Annotated in this window: 17 protein-coding genes; 8 read left to right on the top strand and 9 right to left on the bottom strand. The window is 39.0% G+C overall.

The window, feature by feature from the left end:
- Nucleotides 1-10: 10 nt before the first annotated feature.
- From CLW00_RS05710 to CLW00_RS05755, 9 genes are all read right to left on the bottom strand, one after another.
- Entirely contained in the window at nt 11-928 is a 918-nt protein-coding gene (locus CLW00_RS05710; protein ID WP_106132709.1) for an SDR family oxidoreductase, read from the bottom strand.
- Nucleotides 925-1770, bottom strand: coding sequence for a peptidylprolyl isomerase (locus CLW00_RS05715; RefSeq protein WP_106132710.1), 846 nt, complete (start codon nt 1768-1770; stop codon nt 925-927). The genes CLW00_RS05710 and CLW00_RS05715 overlap by 4 nt, the downstream gene beginning before the upstream one ends.
- Nucleotides 1767-2705: a hydroxymethylbilane synthase gene (gene hemC / locus CLW00_RS05720; protein WP_106132711.1), complete on the bottom strand. Its 939-nt coding sequence runs from the start codon at nt 2703-2705 to the stop codon at nt 1767-1769. Before hemC ends, CLW00_RS05715 begins: the two co-directional genes overlap by 4 nt.
- On the bottom strand, nt 2695-3609 hold the full coding sequence (gene rimK, locus CLW00_RS05725) for a 30S ribosomal protein S6--L-glutamate ligase (protein ID WP_106132712.1): 915 nt from the start codon (nt 3607-3609) through the stop codon (nt 2695-2697). Before rimK ends, hemC begins: the two co-directional genes overlap by 11 nt.
- Entirely contained in the window at nt 3606-4037 is a 432-nt protein-coding gene (locus CLW00_RS05730; RefSeq protein WP_106132713.1) for an ATP-dependent zinc protease family protein, read from the bottom strand. Before CLW00_RS05730 ends, rimK begins: the two co-directional genes overlap by 4 nt.
- On the bottom strand, nt 4037-5179 hold the full coding sequence (locus CLW00_RS05735; protein WP_106132714.1) for a DNA polymerase III subunit: 1143 nt from the start codon (nt 5177-5179) through the stop codon (nt 4037-4039). Before CLW00_RS05735 ends, CLW00_RS05730 begins: the two co-directional genes overlap by 1 nt.
- A gap of 7 nt (nt 5180-5186) precedes the next feature.
- Nucleotides 5187-6386: a GlmU family protein gene (locus CLW00_RS05740; protein WP_106132715.1), complete on the bottom strand. Its 1200-nt coding sequence runs from the start codon at nt 6384-6386 to the stop codon at nt 5187-5189.
- A gap of 72 nt (nt 6387-6458) precedes the next feature.
- On the bottom strand, nt 6459-6704 hold the full coding sequence (locus CLW00_RS05745; protein ID WP_106132716.1) for a type B 50S ribosomal protein L31: 246 nt from the start codon (nt 6702-6704) through the stop codon (nt 6459-6461).
- Nucleotides 6705-6914: 210 nt separating this feature from the next.
- Entirely contained in the window at nt 6915-7793 is an 879-nt protein-coding gene (locus tag CLW00_RS05755; RefSeq protein ID WP_106132718.1) for a hypothetical protein, read from the bottom strand.
- 300 nt (nt 7794-8093) lie between these two features.
- On the opposite strand from CLW00_RS05755, the gene CLW00_RS05760 reads away from it, so the two are divergent.
- The 8 genes from CLW00_RS05760 (at nt 8094) to CLW00_RS05795 (ending at nt 15939) form a co-directional block, all read left to right on the top strand.
- A complete protein-coding gene (locus CLW00_RS05760; RefSeq protein WP_106132719.1) occupies nt 8094-8705 on the top strand; it encodes a Uma2 family endonuclease in 612 nt (203 codons plus the stop codon).
- A 40-nt stretch (nt 8706-8745) separates the two neighbouring features.
- Nucleotides 8746-9363 (top strand): Uma2 family endonuclease, encoded by a 618-nt coding sequence (locus CLW00_RS05765; RefSeq protein WP_106132720.1) that lies wholly within the window; start codon nt 8746-8748, stop codon nt 9361-9363.
- A 75-nt stretch (nt 9364-9438) separates the two neighbouring features.
- Complete coding sequence (locus CLW00_RS05770; RefSeq protein ID WP_106133061.1) at nt 9439-10053, top strand: hypothetical protein; 615 nt, start codon at nt 9439-9441, stop codon at nt 10051-10053.
- 1 nt (nt 10054) lies between these two features.
- The gene (locus tag CLW00_RS05775; RefSeq protein ID WP_245917181.1) at nt 10055-10348 is read left to right on the top strand and encodes a winged helix-turn-helix domain-containing protein; all 294 of its coding nucleotides are present in this window, start codon (nt 10055-10057) and stop codon (nt 10346-10348) included.
- A 70-nt stretch (nt 10349-10418) separates the two neighbouring features.
- Complete coding sequence (locus CLW00_RS05780; RefSeq protein WP_106132722.1) at nt 10419-10742, top strand: hypothetical protein; 324 nt, start codon at nt 10419-10421, stop codon at nt 10740-10742.
- 48 nt (nt 10743-10790) lie between these two features.
- Nucleotides 10791-12146, top strand: coding sequence for a cell envelope integrity protein CreD (gene creD, locus CLW00_RS05785; RefSeq protein ID WP_106132723.1), 1356 nt, complete (start codon nt 10791-10793; stop codon nt 12144-12146).
- Nucleotides 12147-12362: 216 nt separating this feature from the next.
- Complete coding sequence (locus CLW00_RS05790; RefSeq protein ID WP_106133062.1) at nt 12363-14048, top strand: hypothetical protein; 1686 nt, start codon at nt 12363-12365, stop codon at nt 14046-14048.
- A gap of 58 nt (nt 14049-14106) precedes the next feature.
- On the top strand, nt 14107-15939 hold the full coding sequence (locus CLW00_RS05795) for an ABC transporter ATP-binding protein (RefSeq protein ID WP_106132724.1): 1833 nt from the start codon (nt 14107-14109) through the stop codon (nt 15937-15939).
- Nucleotides 15940-15972: the final 33 nt, after the last annotated feature.

A 15972-nucleotide genomic window follows, 5' to 3' on the forward strand; every position in this document is an offset into this window, starting at 1 on the left:
TATGATTTTTTTAAGAATCGGCTAATTTAAGTTGTTTTGATAAAATACCAATTCCATCCATAAAACTTTTGGGATTATAGCCTAATTGACTTTTTGCCTTTTCAATTATGAAACCTGTTTTGAGTGGTCTTTGCGCGGGTTGTGAAAAATTACTGGAATCGGCCTTATTAATAAGTGAATGATCCAACCCAAAATAGGTGGCCGTCTGCATGGCCATATCGTATGGAGTGAGAAAATCCTCACCTGAAATGTTGAATATACCTTCAGCTCCATGTTCAAAGATCAAAATACAACCATCTGCAAGATCCTCTGCCAGAGTAGGTGTACGCCATTGATCTGTAACTACATTGATCTGCTTTCCACTTTCCAGAGATTTTTTTACCCAAAGTATAATATTTGACCTGCTCATATCAGCGGCCAAACCATAGACCAAAACAGTCCGTGCAATAGCCCATCTGCACTTTGATTTATTGATTAATCTTTCCGCTTCCAATTTGGCTTCTCCATAGTAGTTCACCGGTCTTGGAATGGCCTTTTCATCATAGGGACCATTTTCACCATCAAAAATAAAATCTGTGGACAGATGTACAAGGTGTATATCATGCTGTTCGCAAACCGAAATCATATTGGCTACAGCATCTACATTGGCTTTCCAACAGGCTTCTTTCTGATTTTCGCAGTCATCTACCTGTGTCATGGCAGCAGTATGTATGATACAATCTGGTTGATACTCCCCTACAATTGAATTAACAATATCAGGGTCAGTAATATCCATACTCTCCCAAGTGTATCCACTTGACCAAGATGCAGGAAGCCTAGAAGCCCCTACTCCTGTAGCTATGAGATGAAGATCTTCCTTCCCCATAAGCTTCTGAACCAATTTCTGCCCGAGTAAGCCATTAGCGCCAGTAATTAATATCTTTTTCATTGTGGTTTGTATTCGTACCCATACTCCTTTGTAATAGTAGTTTTAGGTAGTTGTTCTACGCTAACTTTCATATGAACTGGTTCAAGAGGTTTGTCCCTAGGCCCAGTCTGTTCTTTGGAAATAGCTTCCATCACTTCCAAACCCTTGATCACCTGACCAAAAACAGTGTATTCATTGTCGAGATGAGGAGTACCACCCACAGAAGTATAAGCCTCCACTTGTAAAGGAGTCATTGGTTTTTCAAGATTTACATTAAAAAAGGACTCCAAATTCTCTTTTTCTGCCAACATCATTTCATTGAGAGCATCAAATTCTTTTGCTTCATACATCTCTCTGTACTTGTCTTTGAGCTCAGCATTGCTACTCAATTGGATATACTTGAAAAAGGTCTCTGACAATAATTTCATATCCGTGATCAATTCCGCTTTTGTATACACTTTCCCCTGGACAATGTAAAACTGAGAACCACTGGACCTTCTTTCAGGATTGACATTATTACCTTGACGAGCGGCAGCTATCATTCCTTTACTATGAATGAATTCAGGCTTGATTTCAGCCGGTAATGTATACCAGTCTTCTTCTGGCAGTTGCTCTTTCCCGAATACATCTCCACCCTGCACCATGAATTCTGGAATGACCCGATGGAACTCAGTGGAATCGAATCTGCCCGCTTGTGCTAATTCTATAAAATTTTGTTTGTGCTTTGGCGTTTCATCAAAAAACACAGCATACATATCACCATGCCGAGTTTCTATTTTGATCAAGTAATCCTTTTCAGTAGCACAAGAAAATAAAAAAGATCCCAAGAATAGGATCACAAACCAAAATCGTATGTTTTTCATTTGTTTAGCGCCGATTTAATGTCTTTTAAAATTTGATCTCCACCACTGGCAAACACCATTTCTGCCAGCTTTTTACCGATACTTTCAGCTTCAGTTTTTTCTCCGGACACTTCATGTATTATTCTTTTGTCACCAGAGAGACTTACTATTCCTCCTTTGATCTTCAAGGAATCTTTTTCAAGGGTAGCCAAGGCAAATACAGGAATACTGCAACCGCCCTCTAAAACCCTCAAATAAGCTCTTTCCGCTAGAAGCCTGTAGCCTGTTTCTTTATGATGGCAAGCCTCTACAATCAATTTCTTTAACTCAGGATCAAGATTGACAGAGGATTCAATTGCAACAGAACCTTGCCCTACTGCCGGCGTAAATTCCTCCAAAGACAATTCATGGCAGATCATATCATCATAGCCCATTCTATGTGCTCCTGCAAATGCCAGTAGTAAGGCGTCACAGACTCCAGACTCCATTTTCGAGATTCTAGTCTGAAGGTTCCCCCTCACTTCCACTGTCTTGACATGAGGATAATAATGTTTCAAAGTAGCAACCCGTCTTGTTGATGAAGTCCCCAAAACAAGTGGCTTTTCAGGATTTTTGTAATCAATATCTCTATGATGACTAAGGATGATGTCATTCACTTTTTCTCTTTCAGTAAAGGCTATCAGTTCAAAGCCTTCAGGCAGTGATGATTGCATGTCTTTGGCACTATGAACAGCAATATCAATAGCACCCGAAGCCAATTGATCCTCAAGTTCTTCTGTAAATACCCCCTTACTACCAATTTTAGCTATCGAAACATCGAGGACTTTATCTCCCTTGGTTTCTATAATGACGATTTCGGATTCCAATCCTTTTGCTTTCAGCAGATCTTCAACATGATAAGCTTGCCAAAGTGCCAATTTACTTCCTCTAGTTCCTATCCTGATTTTATGGTTCATTTTTTAGTTTTCTTTTTGAAGGCTGTTTATTAACAGAACTTTCAATAAATTTTATGATTTCAGCTGCAATATTAACTCCTGTTGCTTTTTCAATTCCTTCCAAACCCGGGCTACTATTGACTTCCAGAATAAGTGGCCCTCTTTCAGACTGAAGCATATCAACTCCAGCTATATCCAGGCCAAGCGCTTTTGCCGCATTAAGGGCAGCTGTTTTTTCGGCTCGGGAAAGCTTGATGATGGTTGCTTTGCCACCACGGTGAAGATTGGATCTAAACTCACCTTCCGCACCTTGTCTTTTCATGGCGCCAACCACTTTACCGTTGACAACAAATGCCCGGATATCCGCTCCTTTGGCCTCTTTGATGAACTCCTGCACGATAATTCTTGCTTTCAAACCATGGAAAGCCTCAATTACGGACTGACCGGCTTTTTTCGTTTCTGCTAAAACCACACCTAGTCCTTGAGTTCCTTCCAGAAGCTTGATGATCAATGGTGCCCCTCCTACCCTTTCAATAAGGGCTTTTTCTCCCCCTTTGGAAAAATTGGTAAAAGCTGTCTTGGGCATTCCCAAACCTGCTCTCGAAAGAATCTGTAAACTCCTAAGTTTATCTCTACTCCGCACAATAGCCTGTGATTCAACTGCAGAAAATGTCCCCATTAACTCAAATTGCCTTACTACAGCTGTGCCGTAAAAAGTAACCGAAGCTCCTATACGAGGGATGATGGCATCTATGCCTTCAAGCTTCTCCCCTTTATAATAGATTGAAGGCCCCGTTTGCTCAATGATCAGGTCGCAGACCGAATGGTCAACGATCAGCGATTCATGACCGGCTGCCTTGATTTCTTCCACAAGTCTTTTTGTTGAATAGAGATGGGGATTTCTAGATAATACTGCAATTTTCATTTTAAAGACTTTTTAGATAGATTGACTTCCGCTACATCCACTACAAACCTGCCCTGAAGAAGCTTTCTGCCCAAAAGTATTGGGTTCTTCATTTTTGACCTATCTGTCAATGTAAATTCCGCTTGGAAAACTTCGCCAAACATAAGCACTTCTGTGCTCACTTTGTACCTGATTTCCGCCTGACCAAAAGAATTTTTAACCTTTTTTTGGGTATAAAACTCTGTTTTGATTTTCCCTTCACTAAAGTTCCTTTGCGAAGGGTCTAATAATTGAAAAATCAATACTTTTTTACCAGCTTCTTCGACCTCTTGAATATCCTGACAGTGAATTGAAGAAGTGTATGCTCCTGTATCAACTTTTGCTGTCACATTCTTCAGTCCCCATTCCGGTAGGGAAATCCTTTCTCTTCTTCCAATCAATCTTTTCATCAAGAAGCTGTTTGTTTTGGTTTCATGACCCTTGCAATTTGAAATGAAAGGTCCGCAAACATGATTTTCATATTTGCATTTCTTTCTAGGTGGTAATATGCCAAATTAAGTATTTCATAAATTCGACTGAGTTTATCACCATCAAGCACATGAGAACCCAATTTATGAATAAAATCTCTGTCTGTGTCAGCACTCCGCATAAGGTTAACCACTTGTGCTTTGTCAAGCATGACTTCCCGAAGCACATTTATACCTGTAAGTAATAGGGACTTTTGGGCTTCTTTATCTCTTATGCTAAAACTCTCTACAAAGCCAAAAATCTGGTTGATGTCTATCTGAAAACAAGCCCTGAACCAATCTCTGATCAAAACAGTATTTTCATCTGCAACCTGATCGATCATTCGGTAGGCTTCACGAAGGTTACCATCTGCCAATGGCGCTATCTGAACTGCCCCCTCTCTGCTGCTCATCTCTTCTGCCACCAAATGATCCATTATTTCCTGATCTGTAAAAGCCCTGACCATAACTTTTTGAGTCCTGGACAAGATTGTAGTCAGTAACTGTTCGGGCTGAGAAGTCACCAAAAGAAACACCGTCTTTTCGGGTGGTTCTTCCAAGATCTTTAAAAGTGAATTTGCCGAAGCAGCATTCATAAACTCCGGTGCCCAAATCAGCATAATTTTAAAACCTCCCTCAAAGGACTTTAGTGAAAGTGTTTTGATCAATTGCCTGGCGGCACTTTTTGAAATGTTGAGTTGCTTTTTTTCAAAGTCATTTTGGTATACCCAATCAGAAATATTCCCATACCCATTCTGTATGGCAAATGACCTGAAAGCAGCTACAGGATCTAATTTTTTCTTTTCTTCCTTATCTTCCTTTCCTTCTCCAGGGACAGGTACAGCAAAATTCATGTCGGGGTGAACAAGCTTTGCCATTTTCTGGCAAGAAGGGCATTCCCCACAGGAATCATCATCTTTTGGGTTTTGACAATGCAGGTATGTTGCCAATGCCAATGCCATTTTAAGATTTGCCGAACCCTCTGGGCCATGAAAAAGCAAAGCGTGCGCAAGGTGGTTATTTTTAACCGCTTGAATGATTTTTTCCTTGACCTCAGTCAGTCCTGGAATACTTGAAAACAGCATAATTGATTTAACCTTCTTTGTCCCAAATACGATAATGTCTCGTCAATTCGAAAACCTTTTTGATGATTTCTTTTTCCTCATCTCCATACTCAAGCTTTCTTCTTTTCATCACAGCAGTGGCAGTCTCTTCAAATTTCCTTACCTGAAAAGTACTAAAACCGGCAGCCCCTCCCCATGAAAAAGATGGAATAAAGTTGCGTGGATAACCATCACCAAAGACATTTGCACCGACACCTACCACCGTACCTGTATTGAACATGGTATTGATACCGCACTTTGCATGGTCTCCCATCATTAGCCCGCAGAACTGTAAGCCTGTATTGGTGAATCCTCCTTTGGTGTAATCCCAGATTTTGACAGAAGCATAGTTGTTTTTGAGATTGGAAGTGTTGGTATCAGCTCCAAGATTACACCACTCACCTATCACAGAATTCCCCATAAATCCTTCGTGCCCCTTGTTGCTGTAGCCAAAAATCACTGAATTGGATATTTCTCCACCCACTTTGGAATGAGGACCAACAGTAGTATCGCCTCTAAGCTTTGCTCCCATATTGACAACTGAACCTTCACAGAGTGCGAATGGACCACGAATCAATGCCCCTTCCTGTACTTCAGCATTTTTGCCGATATATATTGGACCATTCTCAGCATTAAGAACTGCAGCTTTGACAATTGCCCCTTCTTCTATAAAGATGTTTTCTTTACCATAAATGATAGTGTGAGGATCTGAAATGGGCAAGGAACCTCTACCTTTAGTAATTAGCTGAAAGTCGCTCCTAAGCTCAGAAGCGTTGAATTGGAATATATTCCATGACTTTTGGATGATATTCGATTCAGCTGCAGTTTGGATTTTCTGAAAATCCTTTACCTGTTCAGGTTGAAAAGCTTCTCCATTTTCCGTTATACATGCCAAAAGAATATTGTCCTGATATAAAGCCTGGCCTCTTTCCAATTTTAAAATTTCTTGGACAAGCGTTTCATTAGGACACAGGGCACCGTTTACCATCATGGCATTCCCTGAATTACAGGAGAATTTTGTACTTAAGTAGTCTTGTGTGAGATAGGAAATTGATTTTCCTGTGGTAACCTGCCATTTTTCAGAAATTTTCAGAATCCCAATCCGGATATCAGCTACGGGTCTTGTAAAAGTAAAAGGCAGCAAAGACCCTCTAATTGTGGGGTCATCGAATAAAATAATATTGTCCATGGCACAAAAATAAAAAAGTCTCACGGAAAAACGATTCCGGGAGACTTTTAGCTTGAGTTCTTTTCGAAACTCTTATTTCTTTGCGTATCTTCTGTTGAATTTCTCAACTCTACCAGCAGTATCCAACATCATTTTCTTACCAGTGTAAAATGGGTGAGAATTGGAGCTTACTTCTATCTTGTAAACTGGATATTCTTGACCATCTTCCCAAGTAATTGTCTCACTAGTTTCGATAGTAGACTTGGTGATGAATTTATATTCGCTGGAGGTATCGTAAAATACGACGTCTCTGTAGTTTGGATGAATGTCTTTTTTCATTGTATAGCTATTTTTCTTTGATCCCTTTTCACAAATGAGGCACAAAGTTATCCCTTTTTCCAAATGTATCCAAACTCAATCTAAAAATAATTGACTCAACTAACTTCTTTCTTCTATTTATCGGTCTTTTGATAGTGAAAAGGTGGTTTAGGAAGTTTATAACAATTGAAAATGAGGGAAATATCAAACGAATTTCTTCAAATCTCTTTTTCAATAATCGACAAATTCGTCTCCAAAATTGAATTTCATCAAGGCTACTCGGGTCTGGTTTCTTGCAGCTCTTCGGAACAATCCACCAGAAACACCAATACCAACATTGGCGATAGTCAAAGGTAAAAGGATATTGCTAGGAGCTGAAGACTGTATTTGAGGTGAGAGAATATATCCCACAAATACAAAAGTGGAAGCTAAATCCAGTAACCCCATAGCTAAACTCCAGTTTTGGTTTCTTTGTGACTTCTTAAAATACTCTTCAAATTCAGGATAATCCAACATATACTGATTGATCCTGTTTTTACTCAATAGATTTGGGCCATCATATATGTCAATTTTTTCTCCTAAAAAATTATTCCGGAAATCCATTTTCAAATATGGCTTGGTCAATTCATCCTGTCTGATCAAGTAATTGTGGTTTTCTATTAGGGTATTGACTTTTCTCACACTTTGTCTGTTCATAATCCTACCTACGCTTCCTCCTACCCCACCTACAGTGGTAGCTATAAACCAATTCCCTACGATTTGATTATTCAACCTATTTCTATTGTCATAGGCATACCCTAAAGCACCAAAAATCAATAATTGCCCACTCAGCGAGATAGCTGTACCTGTGATCGCTTTGGTATGGGTTTGGGAAAAGTCATTCGCATCTCCGGGCATAATCTCCATATAGGCACGGACTTCTGAAGCCTTTACTTTTTCTCCTTCAATAAAATATATTGGATTACCAAAAAAATTCTCTTTTAAGGTCACCACAGGAAGATCTATGTAATTGCTCTGACTGTAATAAGATTGGTATTCGGACGATTGGCCAAAACCAGATTGGGACATCAAAAAGAACAAAATCCCAAAGAAAAAAACATGATTTTTCATAACCCTGGAAGCAAACAACAAATGGATAAAAGATAAACTATATTTGAAATTAAATACTTAGGAATGGATTTTCAAAATACTTAGCTGATTAACCATCATAATTTTCTTGGGTGTTTGACAACATTTATCTTAAAAATCAGAACAATATTCTAAATCTCATCGAGCCTAAAACAAATTTCAGACAAAACATCCTACGCAACCATTTTTTTCAAAATGATAACGTTTTTCCTGCTCTTTTGAAAAAATAAGTGCCGCTTCTTACGTTGATCAAGTATATTTAACTTTTTGTAAATTAGGCAAATGGAAAAGGAAGAAGAAAAAAATATAGTCAAAGAACCCTATTCCGAATACGGCAGGTACACTTATGCCGATTACTTGAATTGGGAGATTGACCATATGGTCGAACTGATAAAGGGTGAGGTTTTTAGGCAGGCAGCAGCTGCGCCAAGGAGAATCCATCAGGAACTGGTGCTGAAGATTGGATCACAGTTGGGCAACCTTTTAAAAGGTAAGACCTGTAAGGTATATGTAGCCCCTTTTGACGTGCGTCTCCCTGTAGAATCAAAAAAACACAAAGACATCAACACCGTTGTACAACCTGATATCTGCGTCGTCTGTGATCCAGAGAAACTCGACGAGTTGGGTTGTGTTGGAGCACCCGACTTGATTATGGAAATCCTTTCCCCTAGTAATAATAAAAAAGAGCTTCAAAACAAATATGAAGTCTATGAAGAAAGTGGCGTCAAAGAATATTGGATCATACATCCTTATGAAAAAACGCTTTTGGTGTACACTTTGGTTGAAAAGAAATATATACCGTCAAGACTTTTTACTCTAGGAGACCTTGTTCCATCTAAATGTATAAAAGGATTTGTCTTGGACTTGGATGAACTATTTGAAGGTTTAGAGTAAGGTTTATCTTGCATGTTACTTTTTAGTTAAACTTAGTTTTATGGAAAAGGAAGAAGAAAAAAATCTTGTCAAAGAACCCTATTCCGAATACGGCAGGTACACATATGCCGATTACTTGAATTGGGAGATTGACCATATGGTCGAACTGATAAAGGGTGAGGTTTTTAGGCAGGCAGCTGCTGCGCCAAGGAGAATCCATCAGGAAATTTCAATAAAAATCACTTATCAGCTTTTCGGGATTTTAAAAGGACAAAAGTGCAAAGTTTTCTCAGCCCCGTTTGATGTCCGTCTACCTGTCAAATCCAAGAAGCATAAAGACATCAACACCGTTGTCCAACCTGATATCTGCGTCGTCTGCGATCCGGAGAAACTCGACGAGTTGGGTTGTGTTGGAGCACCCGACTTGATTATGGAAATCCTTTCCCCTAGTAACAATAAAAAAGAGCTTCAAAACAAATATGAAGTCTATGAAGAAAGTGGCGTCAAAGAATATTGGATCATACATCCTTATGAAAAAACGCTTTTGGTGTACACTTTGGTAGAAAAGAAATATATACCGTCAAGACTTTTTACTCTAGGAGACTTTGTTCCATCTAAATGTATAAAAGGATTTGTCTTGGACTTGGATGAACTATTTGAGGGATTAAATGAAATTTAATTCTTGTTAAATTTTTACTATGCAGCATCAAATTTGGAATATTTGATTTACTTTGTAACTCAAAGTACTTTTAAAATGAAAAATGCTGAAAAGGAATTAGCTGAAATTAAATCCATGATGGAAAGAAGCACACGCTTCCTCTCATTGAGCGGGTTGTCCGGAGTATTGGCAGGTATCTATGCCTTACTTGGTGTCAGTCTGGCATATTATTGGATTTATTATCCAAACCCTCCATACGGGTTCAGGACTACCTTCATTGATGACGCGGCTGTTTTCGCCAAACTCATAGCACTGGCATTGATAATTTTGATGCTTTCAATAGGCAGTGCATACTTTCTCAGCCGTAAGAAGAGCCAACGACTCTCTACCAATCTCTGGACTCCTGCAGGAAAGCGTTTCTTGCAAGCTTTATTTATCCCGGTTTTGGTTGGTGGAATATTTTGCTTGGCCTTAGTACTCAGAGGTTATTTGATTGTGGTTGCCCCTTCAACATTGATTTTCTATGGTTTAGCATTGGTCAATGCCTCCCAATTCACCCACAGTGACATCAAATATCTGGGATATGGCGAACTTATTCTAGGGATTATCTCTGCATTCTTTCCTGGTTACGGTTTGATCACTTGGGCCCTTGGATTTGGCTTGTTGCATGTAGTTTATGGCTCTATGATGTACTACAAATACGACAGATAAAGTGAAGGGGAATTACGATAAGGCTTTTGAAAATGTAATCCGACTACGGATCATGTCCATTTTGATGGTCAACGAGCAGTTTGATTTCAATTCATTCAAAGAGCTTCTTGAAGTGACAGATGGCAACCTTGCTTCCCACTTAAAAAATCTTGAAAGTTCTGAATATATCTATGTCCAAAAATCATTTATCGGAAGAAAACCCCTTACCAATTATTCTGCCACAAACGCCGGTAGGGAAGCTTTCAAATTACACCTCGAATTTCTTGAAAATCTAATCAATGAAAACAAAAGCTAAAAAAATTTCTTCATCCACTTTGAATTACAAAGTACTTTCATTTTATATATCATTTTAAATCACAAGAACCATGCACCCTTCCTCTCCCTCCAGAAAACTACTTATTCAAAGGGTTCTCCTACCCACCATAATTGGTGGAAGCCTCCCCTTGGCCTTTTTACTATTCATCATTCTTACCAAAGAGGAATATTTTGAGACTTGGATGATCTATCCTATGACCATCATTCCTCTTGGGGGAGCTTTAGGTGGAGCCATTTTTTTTCTGCTGGTTTTCCACCGGTACCGAGTGGGCACGAAAAAAGTATTTGCCATTATTTTCAGCATAATTATCTACCTCGTGTCACTTTGGATCAGCGCCATTATAGCCTTCAATTTTACTGGACATTGGGATTAACTCAATCAGAAAACTTTACAAATCACTATATACTTAACCTCGAAAATCATGGATCAAAAACCAAAAACACAAACGTTCAACTCCAATAGATTTGATTTTGCAGAATCTGCCAGTACCAAACTTCTGATAATAGGATTGATTGCGCTAGCCTTGTTGATTCCACAAAAATTCACTTTGGATCTGATTGAAGAAAGGCAACTTCGCCTCTCTGAAGCAGAAGAAGACATCAGGGGAAAATGGTCTCAGGATCAGACTATTTTAGGTCCCTATTTGAGCCTACCTTACTTTGAATTGAAAGAAGTAATAACTAATGGTGAAAAGAAAATCGTCAAGGAGTATAAGACTAAATATATCCTACCCGAGCAATTGAACTTATCTGGAAACATTGAAGCCCAATTATTGCACAGGGGGATTTTTGATGTGGTTGTATATACCAATACGCTTTCTTTTGATGTCAAATTCGACTCTCTTGAACTTGAGAAAATGAATCTCCCATCAAAAAACATATACTGGAATCAAGCCAGCCTCATGATAGGCATCAGTGACCTGAAAGGATTAAGCGGAAGTCCAAATTTTAAAGTGAATGAAAAACCATTAGAATTGGAGCCATTTTCTGAAAGGAACGGTGAAAACAAAGGGCTATTATCTAGAATTCAACTTGACCCCAATAATTCATCCCTTAGTTTCACAGGTGAAATGATCTTGAAAGGCAGTAAAGATTTTTCTCTAATTCCCATTGGCAAAACAACTAATCTAAACCTGACGGGCAATTGGCCAAATCCAAGTTTTCGAGGTGAATTCCTACCTGAATCACGACAAGTCACTGAAGCCGGCTTTAGTAGCAATTGGAATATCCTACATTTCAACCGCCCATTTGGGCAAGAATTTGAAGGATACATTCCTGATTTGAATCAAAGTGCCTTTGGCCTAACTTTGGTCAATCCCGTAGATCAATACCAACAAAGCACACGTACATCTAAGTATGCCATACTTATTATTACTTTAAGCTTTTTAGCTTTATACTTAATGGAGCTGATTACAAAATCGCAAATCCACCCTATTCAATATTCATTGATTGGGTTTGCATTGGTATTGTATTACACTTTACTAATTGCGCTATCTGAACATCTTGGATTTGGCATTGCATATTGGATAGCGAGCTTGGCTATAGTTGTCCTTCTTGGGTTTTATTCACGTTCAATTTTCACAAAGTGGAAAGAAATCGGAATCTTCACAACACTACTTTCAATATTCTACATCTTCATATTTATCATTATCAAACAACAGGACTTCGCATTGCTGATAGGAAGTATCGGACTGTTTATTGCCTTGTCCATTACCATGTATACCTCTAGAAAAATAAATTTCTCTGGCCAGGAAAACGAAGACCTCAGTCTTGCCTGATGATTTAATTCTTCTCAGAGAATAAAAAAGGCAGACTGTTTTGAAATATACGTTTCATGAGGTCCCTCATTCGATCGATTCGGCAAAGTCCTTAATTCCACATTGCAATTTTCAAAAAGTCAACATACTGTTGGCTTTTTGCTTTTTCCTACCCCTTTTTGCAAGGGCTTTATTTTTACCATACTTTTTTTAGATTTACAAAATGCTATCGTCCATATGAGAAAACACCTTACCCTCTCTTTTTTCCTGATTCTTTTGTTACAATTGGAAAGCTTTTCCCAAGGGGCCTATATTCCTTACAACAGAGATTATTACCATCTTCTGGAGCGATATGAAATCTTGGAAGGGAAAAATAACCAGATTTTCCACACTGGCTTTAAGCCTTACAGAAGAGATCAGGTGGGCGCTTATTTGGATACTTTGGCCCAAGGAAATCTAATTCAATCCAAAACAGATAGATTTAACATCAATTATCTTAGCAATGACAATTGGGAATTTATCGATAGGGAAACTGAAAATTCCAGAAATCCAATATTAGGAGGCATTTACAGAAAACCATCTGATTTTTTCCATTACAGGGATTCGATATTTGACTTTCATATCAACCCTGTGATATATCTTTCAGGAGGAATAGAGCCCAATCAAGACAACTTCCGAATGAGAAACAGTCGAGGTGTGGAATTCAGGGGAAGCATTGACAGAAAGGTGTCATTCTACACTTACTTCACTACCACCCAGACGATATTTCCTTCTTGGGTCAAAGAATATGTAGAACAGTCCGGAGCGGTTCCCGGAGAAGGTTTTTGGAAAAGATATGAAGGTGAAGGATATGGCTATTTTTCTGCCATGGGTCATGTGAATTTTAATATTAGTAAAAGCATTCAAGCACAGTTTGGACATGATCGAAACTTTGTAGGTGAAGGATACAGGTCTTTGATCATATCCGATTTTTCGAACCCTTACGTTTTTGTGAAACTGAATACCAAAATCTGGAAATTCAATTTCACCAATCTATGGTCTCAAAAGACAGCTGATGTCACATATGATTTTGTCGGAAGGCCTACCGATGACCGCTATCCACAAAAATGGTTTTCGCACCACCGTCTTGGCATCAATATCGGAAAGAAGCTGAATGTGGGAGTTTTTGAATCAGTAATGAAGAATCAATTTGACTGGAATTACCTCAATCCTTTGATTTTTTACAGGTGGGTAGAACATCAACTCGGTACTCCAGACAAAGTAATGTTGGGTACTGATTTCAAATGGAATTTCACTCCAGGCATGCAGCTTTATGGACAGTTTGTGTTAGATGAGTTTGTATTTGGAGAGTTTTTTGGAATCGATGGTCCAAACTCGATTCGAAACAAGCACGCCCTTCAGGCTGGCTACAAGTACATCAATGCATTTAAAGTAAATAACCTGGATTTGCAATTGGAATACAATCAGGTAAGACCATATACCTTTCAAGAAAAATTCGAAAACCAATCATTTACAAATTACAGGACACCTTTGACACATCCCCTAGGTGCAAATTTCAGAGAAGCGGTTGCCATTGTCAGGTACCAGCCCATCCCTAGACTTTTTACCAATTTGACTATGCTCTATCAATACTTTGGAGATGACCCATCCGCTGATATCAACTATGGTAAAAACATCTTGAAAGACCGCACAAACCCAAATACGGGGATAGGTCTTTTCGGGAATGTCATAGGTCAGGGTGTAGAGAATAGGGTCTTGATGGCAAATCTCAACTTGAGCTATATGGTCCGACAAAATGTGTTTCTTGATTTGAGTCATTCGATAAGAAACCAAAAAATCGAAAATGAGGATCAGATGAGAAACACCTCCTTTACCCAACTGTCACTTAGGGTAAATATGGTCAGAAACGACTTCAACTATTAAGGTCACCTGATTTGGGTATAAAATGTTTAACTTGCGGCCTTAAACCGAAATTGACAGAATGCATACTTATCTCAGGATACTTTCCTTTGCCAAACCTTACAGAAGGTACTTCCCTGTTTATATCATTTACACCTTACTGGCAATCATTTTTGGATTGCTGAATTTCACACTTCTCAAGCCACTTTTTGATGTCATCTTCGAGCAGGTGGAGCCCGATGCCATGAGTAGGTATTTGACAAAGCCTGACTTCAACTTTTCCTTAGATTACTTTATTCATCTGTTCAATTACTATTTCCTTCAGACAGCAGAGACCTATGGCAAATTCGGGACATTGGTATATGTCTGCATCATCATTGTGGTTTCTGTTTTTTTATCCAACCTCTTCACATATCTATCTGGCGTAGTGCTGGCCAAAGTCCGTGCTGAAATCATCCAAAAAATGCGGATGAAAATTTTCACACGCGTCTCAAGCATGCACATAGGCTATTTTTCGAGTGAAAGAAAAGGAGACCTGATGTCCAAAATCACCAACGATATTCAGGAAGTGGAAAATATGGTGGTACAATCCCTCAAGGTGGTGTTCAAAGAGCCGGCGACCATTATCCTATATTTTGCAGTATTGTTTATGATGTCGGTCAAACTAACCCTTTTCACCATTTTGGTCATCCCTATTTCCGGAGCCATCATCGGTACCATCACCAAAAGGCTCAGAAAAAAAGCTGTAGAAAGTCAAGAATCCCTTGGTCGGATTGTGAATATCCTTGACGAAACCATCTCAGGAATGCGTGTAATCAAGGCTTTTGGAGCTCAAAAATACATCAGAGAAAAATTCAATAAAGAAACGGAGTTCTACTCTTCGGTCAATGTCTCTATGGCCAAAAAAAATGAGCTGGCCTCTCCGATTTCCCAGTTTTTGGGAGTGTCTGTTGTTGCCGGTATCTTGGTCTATGGAGGAAACTTAGTGCTCAGTAATAGTTCTGAGTTGAGTGCGTCCGATTTCATAACATATATCATCATTTTCACTCAGGTACTCAATCCTGCCAAGGAAATTTCCAAAGCTGCCAGTAGCATTCAAAGGGGATTGGCTTCAGCGGACAGAATCTTTGTAGTGGTAGATACTGAAAGTAAGATTAACAACACTGACAAACCTGTGAAGGTAAACTCCTTTGAAAAATCCGTGATTTTCAAAGATGTATCTTTCAAATATGAAAAGGAAACTGTTCTCAAAGATGTCAATTTTGTTTTGGAAAAGGGCAAAACAGTGGCATTGGTAGGCCCATCTGGTGGTGGGAAATCTACAATGGCAGATTTGTTGCCTAGGTTTTATGATCCATCTTCTGGCCAAATCACACTGGATGGAAAAGATATCCGTGATCTGGACATACTCGATTTAAGATCCTTGATGGGCATAGTTACCCAGGAGTCTATTTTATTTAATGACACTGTTTTCAACAATATTGCTTTCGGCTTGGAAAACATTTCCGAAGAAAAAGTGATAGAAGCCGCGAAAATTGCCAATGCACATGAGTTTATCATTCAATTGGAAAATGGCTATCATACCAATATTGGAGAAAGGGGTTCAAAACTTTCCGGCGGTCAAAGGCAGAGAATGAGTATAGCCCGGGCAGTCTTAAAAAACCCTCCGATTTTGATCTTAGACGAGGCTACTTCTGCTCTAGATTCCCAATCAGAAAAGCTGGTACAGGAAGCCTTGACCAACTTGATGGCCAACAGAACCACCCTTGTCATCGCCCACCGATTGAGTACTATTCAGCATGCTGACGAAATCCTCGTCATCAAAAAAGGTGAGATTATTGAAAGGGGCACTCACCAAGAGCTCATGGAACAGAAAGGACTTTATCGGAATCTTTCTACCATGCAGTCTGTTTAGTATATTGTCCAAAGAATCATTAACAACCCAATA

This window comes from Mongoliibacter ruber, assembly GCF_003003005.1.
GTDB lineage: Bacteria > Bacteroidota > Bacteroidia > Cytophagales > Cyclobacteriaceae > Mongoliibacter > Mongoliibacter ruber.

What these genes read in the sequence shown, in the direction of transcription:
- CLW00_RS05710 (WP_106132709.1), bottom strand. Translation starts at nt 928, where the DNA reads ATGAAAAAGATATTAATTACTGGCGCTAATGGCTTACTCGGGCAGAAA.
- CLW00_RS05780 (WP_106132722.1), top strand. Translation starts at nt 10,419, where the DNA reads ATGCACCCTTCCTCTCCCTCCAGAAAACTACTTATTCAAAGGGTTCTC.
- CLW00_RS05755 (WP_106132718.1), bottom strand. Translation starts at nt 7,793, where the DNA reads ATGAAAAATCATGTTTTTTTCTTTGGGATTTTGTTCTTTTTGATGTCC.
- CLW00_RS05745 (WP_106132716.1), bottom strand. Translation starts at nt 6,704, where the DNA reads ATGAAAAAAGACATTCATCCAAACTACAGAGACGTCGTATTTTACGAT.
- CLW00_RS05715 (WP_106132710.1), bottom strand. Translation starts at nt 1,770, where the DNA reads ATGAAAAACATACGATTTTGGTTTGTGATCCTATTCTTGGGATCTTTT.
- CLW00_RS05740 (WP_106132715.1), bottom strand. Translation starts at nt 6,386, where the DNA reads ATGGACAATATTATTTTATTCGATGACCCCACAATTAGAGGGTCTTTG.
- rimK (WP_106132712.1), bottom strand. Translation starts at nt 3,609, where the DNA reads ATGAAAATTGCAGTATTATCTAGAAATCCCCATCTCTATTCAACAAAA.
- CLW00_RS05730 (WP_106132713.1), bottom strand. Translation starts at nt 4,037, where the DNA reads ATGAAAAGATTGATTGGAAGAAGAGAAAGGATTTCCCTACCGGAATGG.
- hemC (WP_106132711.1), bottom strand. Translation starts at nt 2,705, where the DNA reads ATGAACCATAAAATCAGGATAGGAACTAGAGGAAGTAAATTGGCACTT.
- CLW00_RS05760 (WP_106132719.1), top strand. Translation starts at nt 8,094, where the DNA reads ATGGAAAAGGAAGAAGAAAAAAATATAGTCAAAGAACCCTATTCCGAA.
- CLW00_RS05765 (WP_106132720.1), top strand. Translation starts at nt 8,746, where the DNA reads ATGGAAAAGGAAGAAGAAAAAAATCTTGTCAAAGAACCCTATTCCGAA.
- CLW00_RS05770 (WP_106133061.1), top strand. Translation starts at nt 9,439, where the DNA reads ATGAAAAATGCTGAAAAGGAATTAGCTGAAATTAAATCCATGATGGAA.
- CLW00_RS05790 (WP_106133062.1), top strand. Translation starts at nt 12,363, where the DNA reads ATGAGAAAACACCTTACCCTCTCTTTTTTCCTGATTCTTTTGTTACAA.
- CLW00_RS05795 (WP_106132724.1), top strand. Translation starts at nt 14,107, where the DNA reads ATGCATACTTATCTCAGGATACTTTCCTTTGCCAAACCTTACAGAAGG.
- CLW00_RS05735 (WP_106132714.1), bottom strand. Translation starts at nt 5,179, where the DNA reads ATGCTGTTTTCAAGTATTCCAGGACTGACTGAGGTCAAGGAAAAAATC.
- creD (WP_106132723.1), top strand. Translation starts at nt 10,791, where the DNA reads ATGGATCAAAAACCAAAAACACAAACGTTCAACTCCAATAGATTTGAT.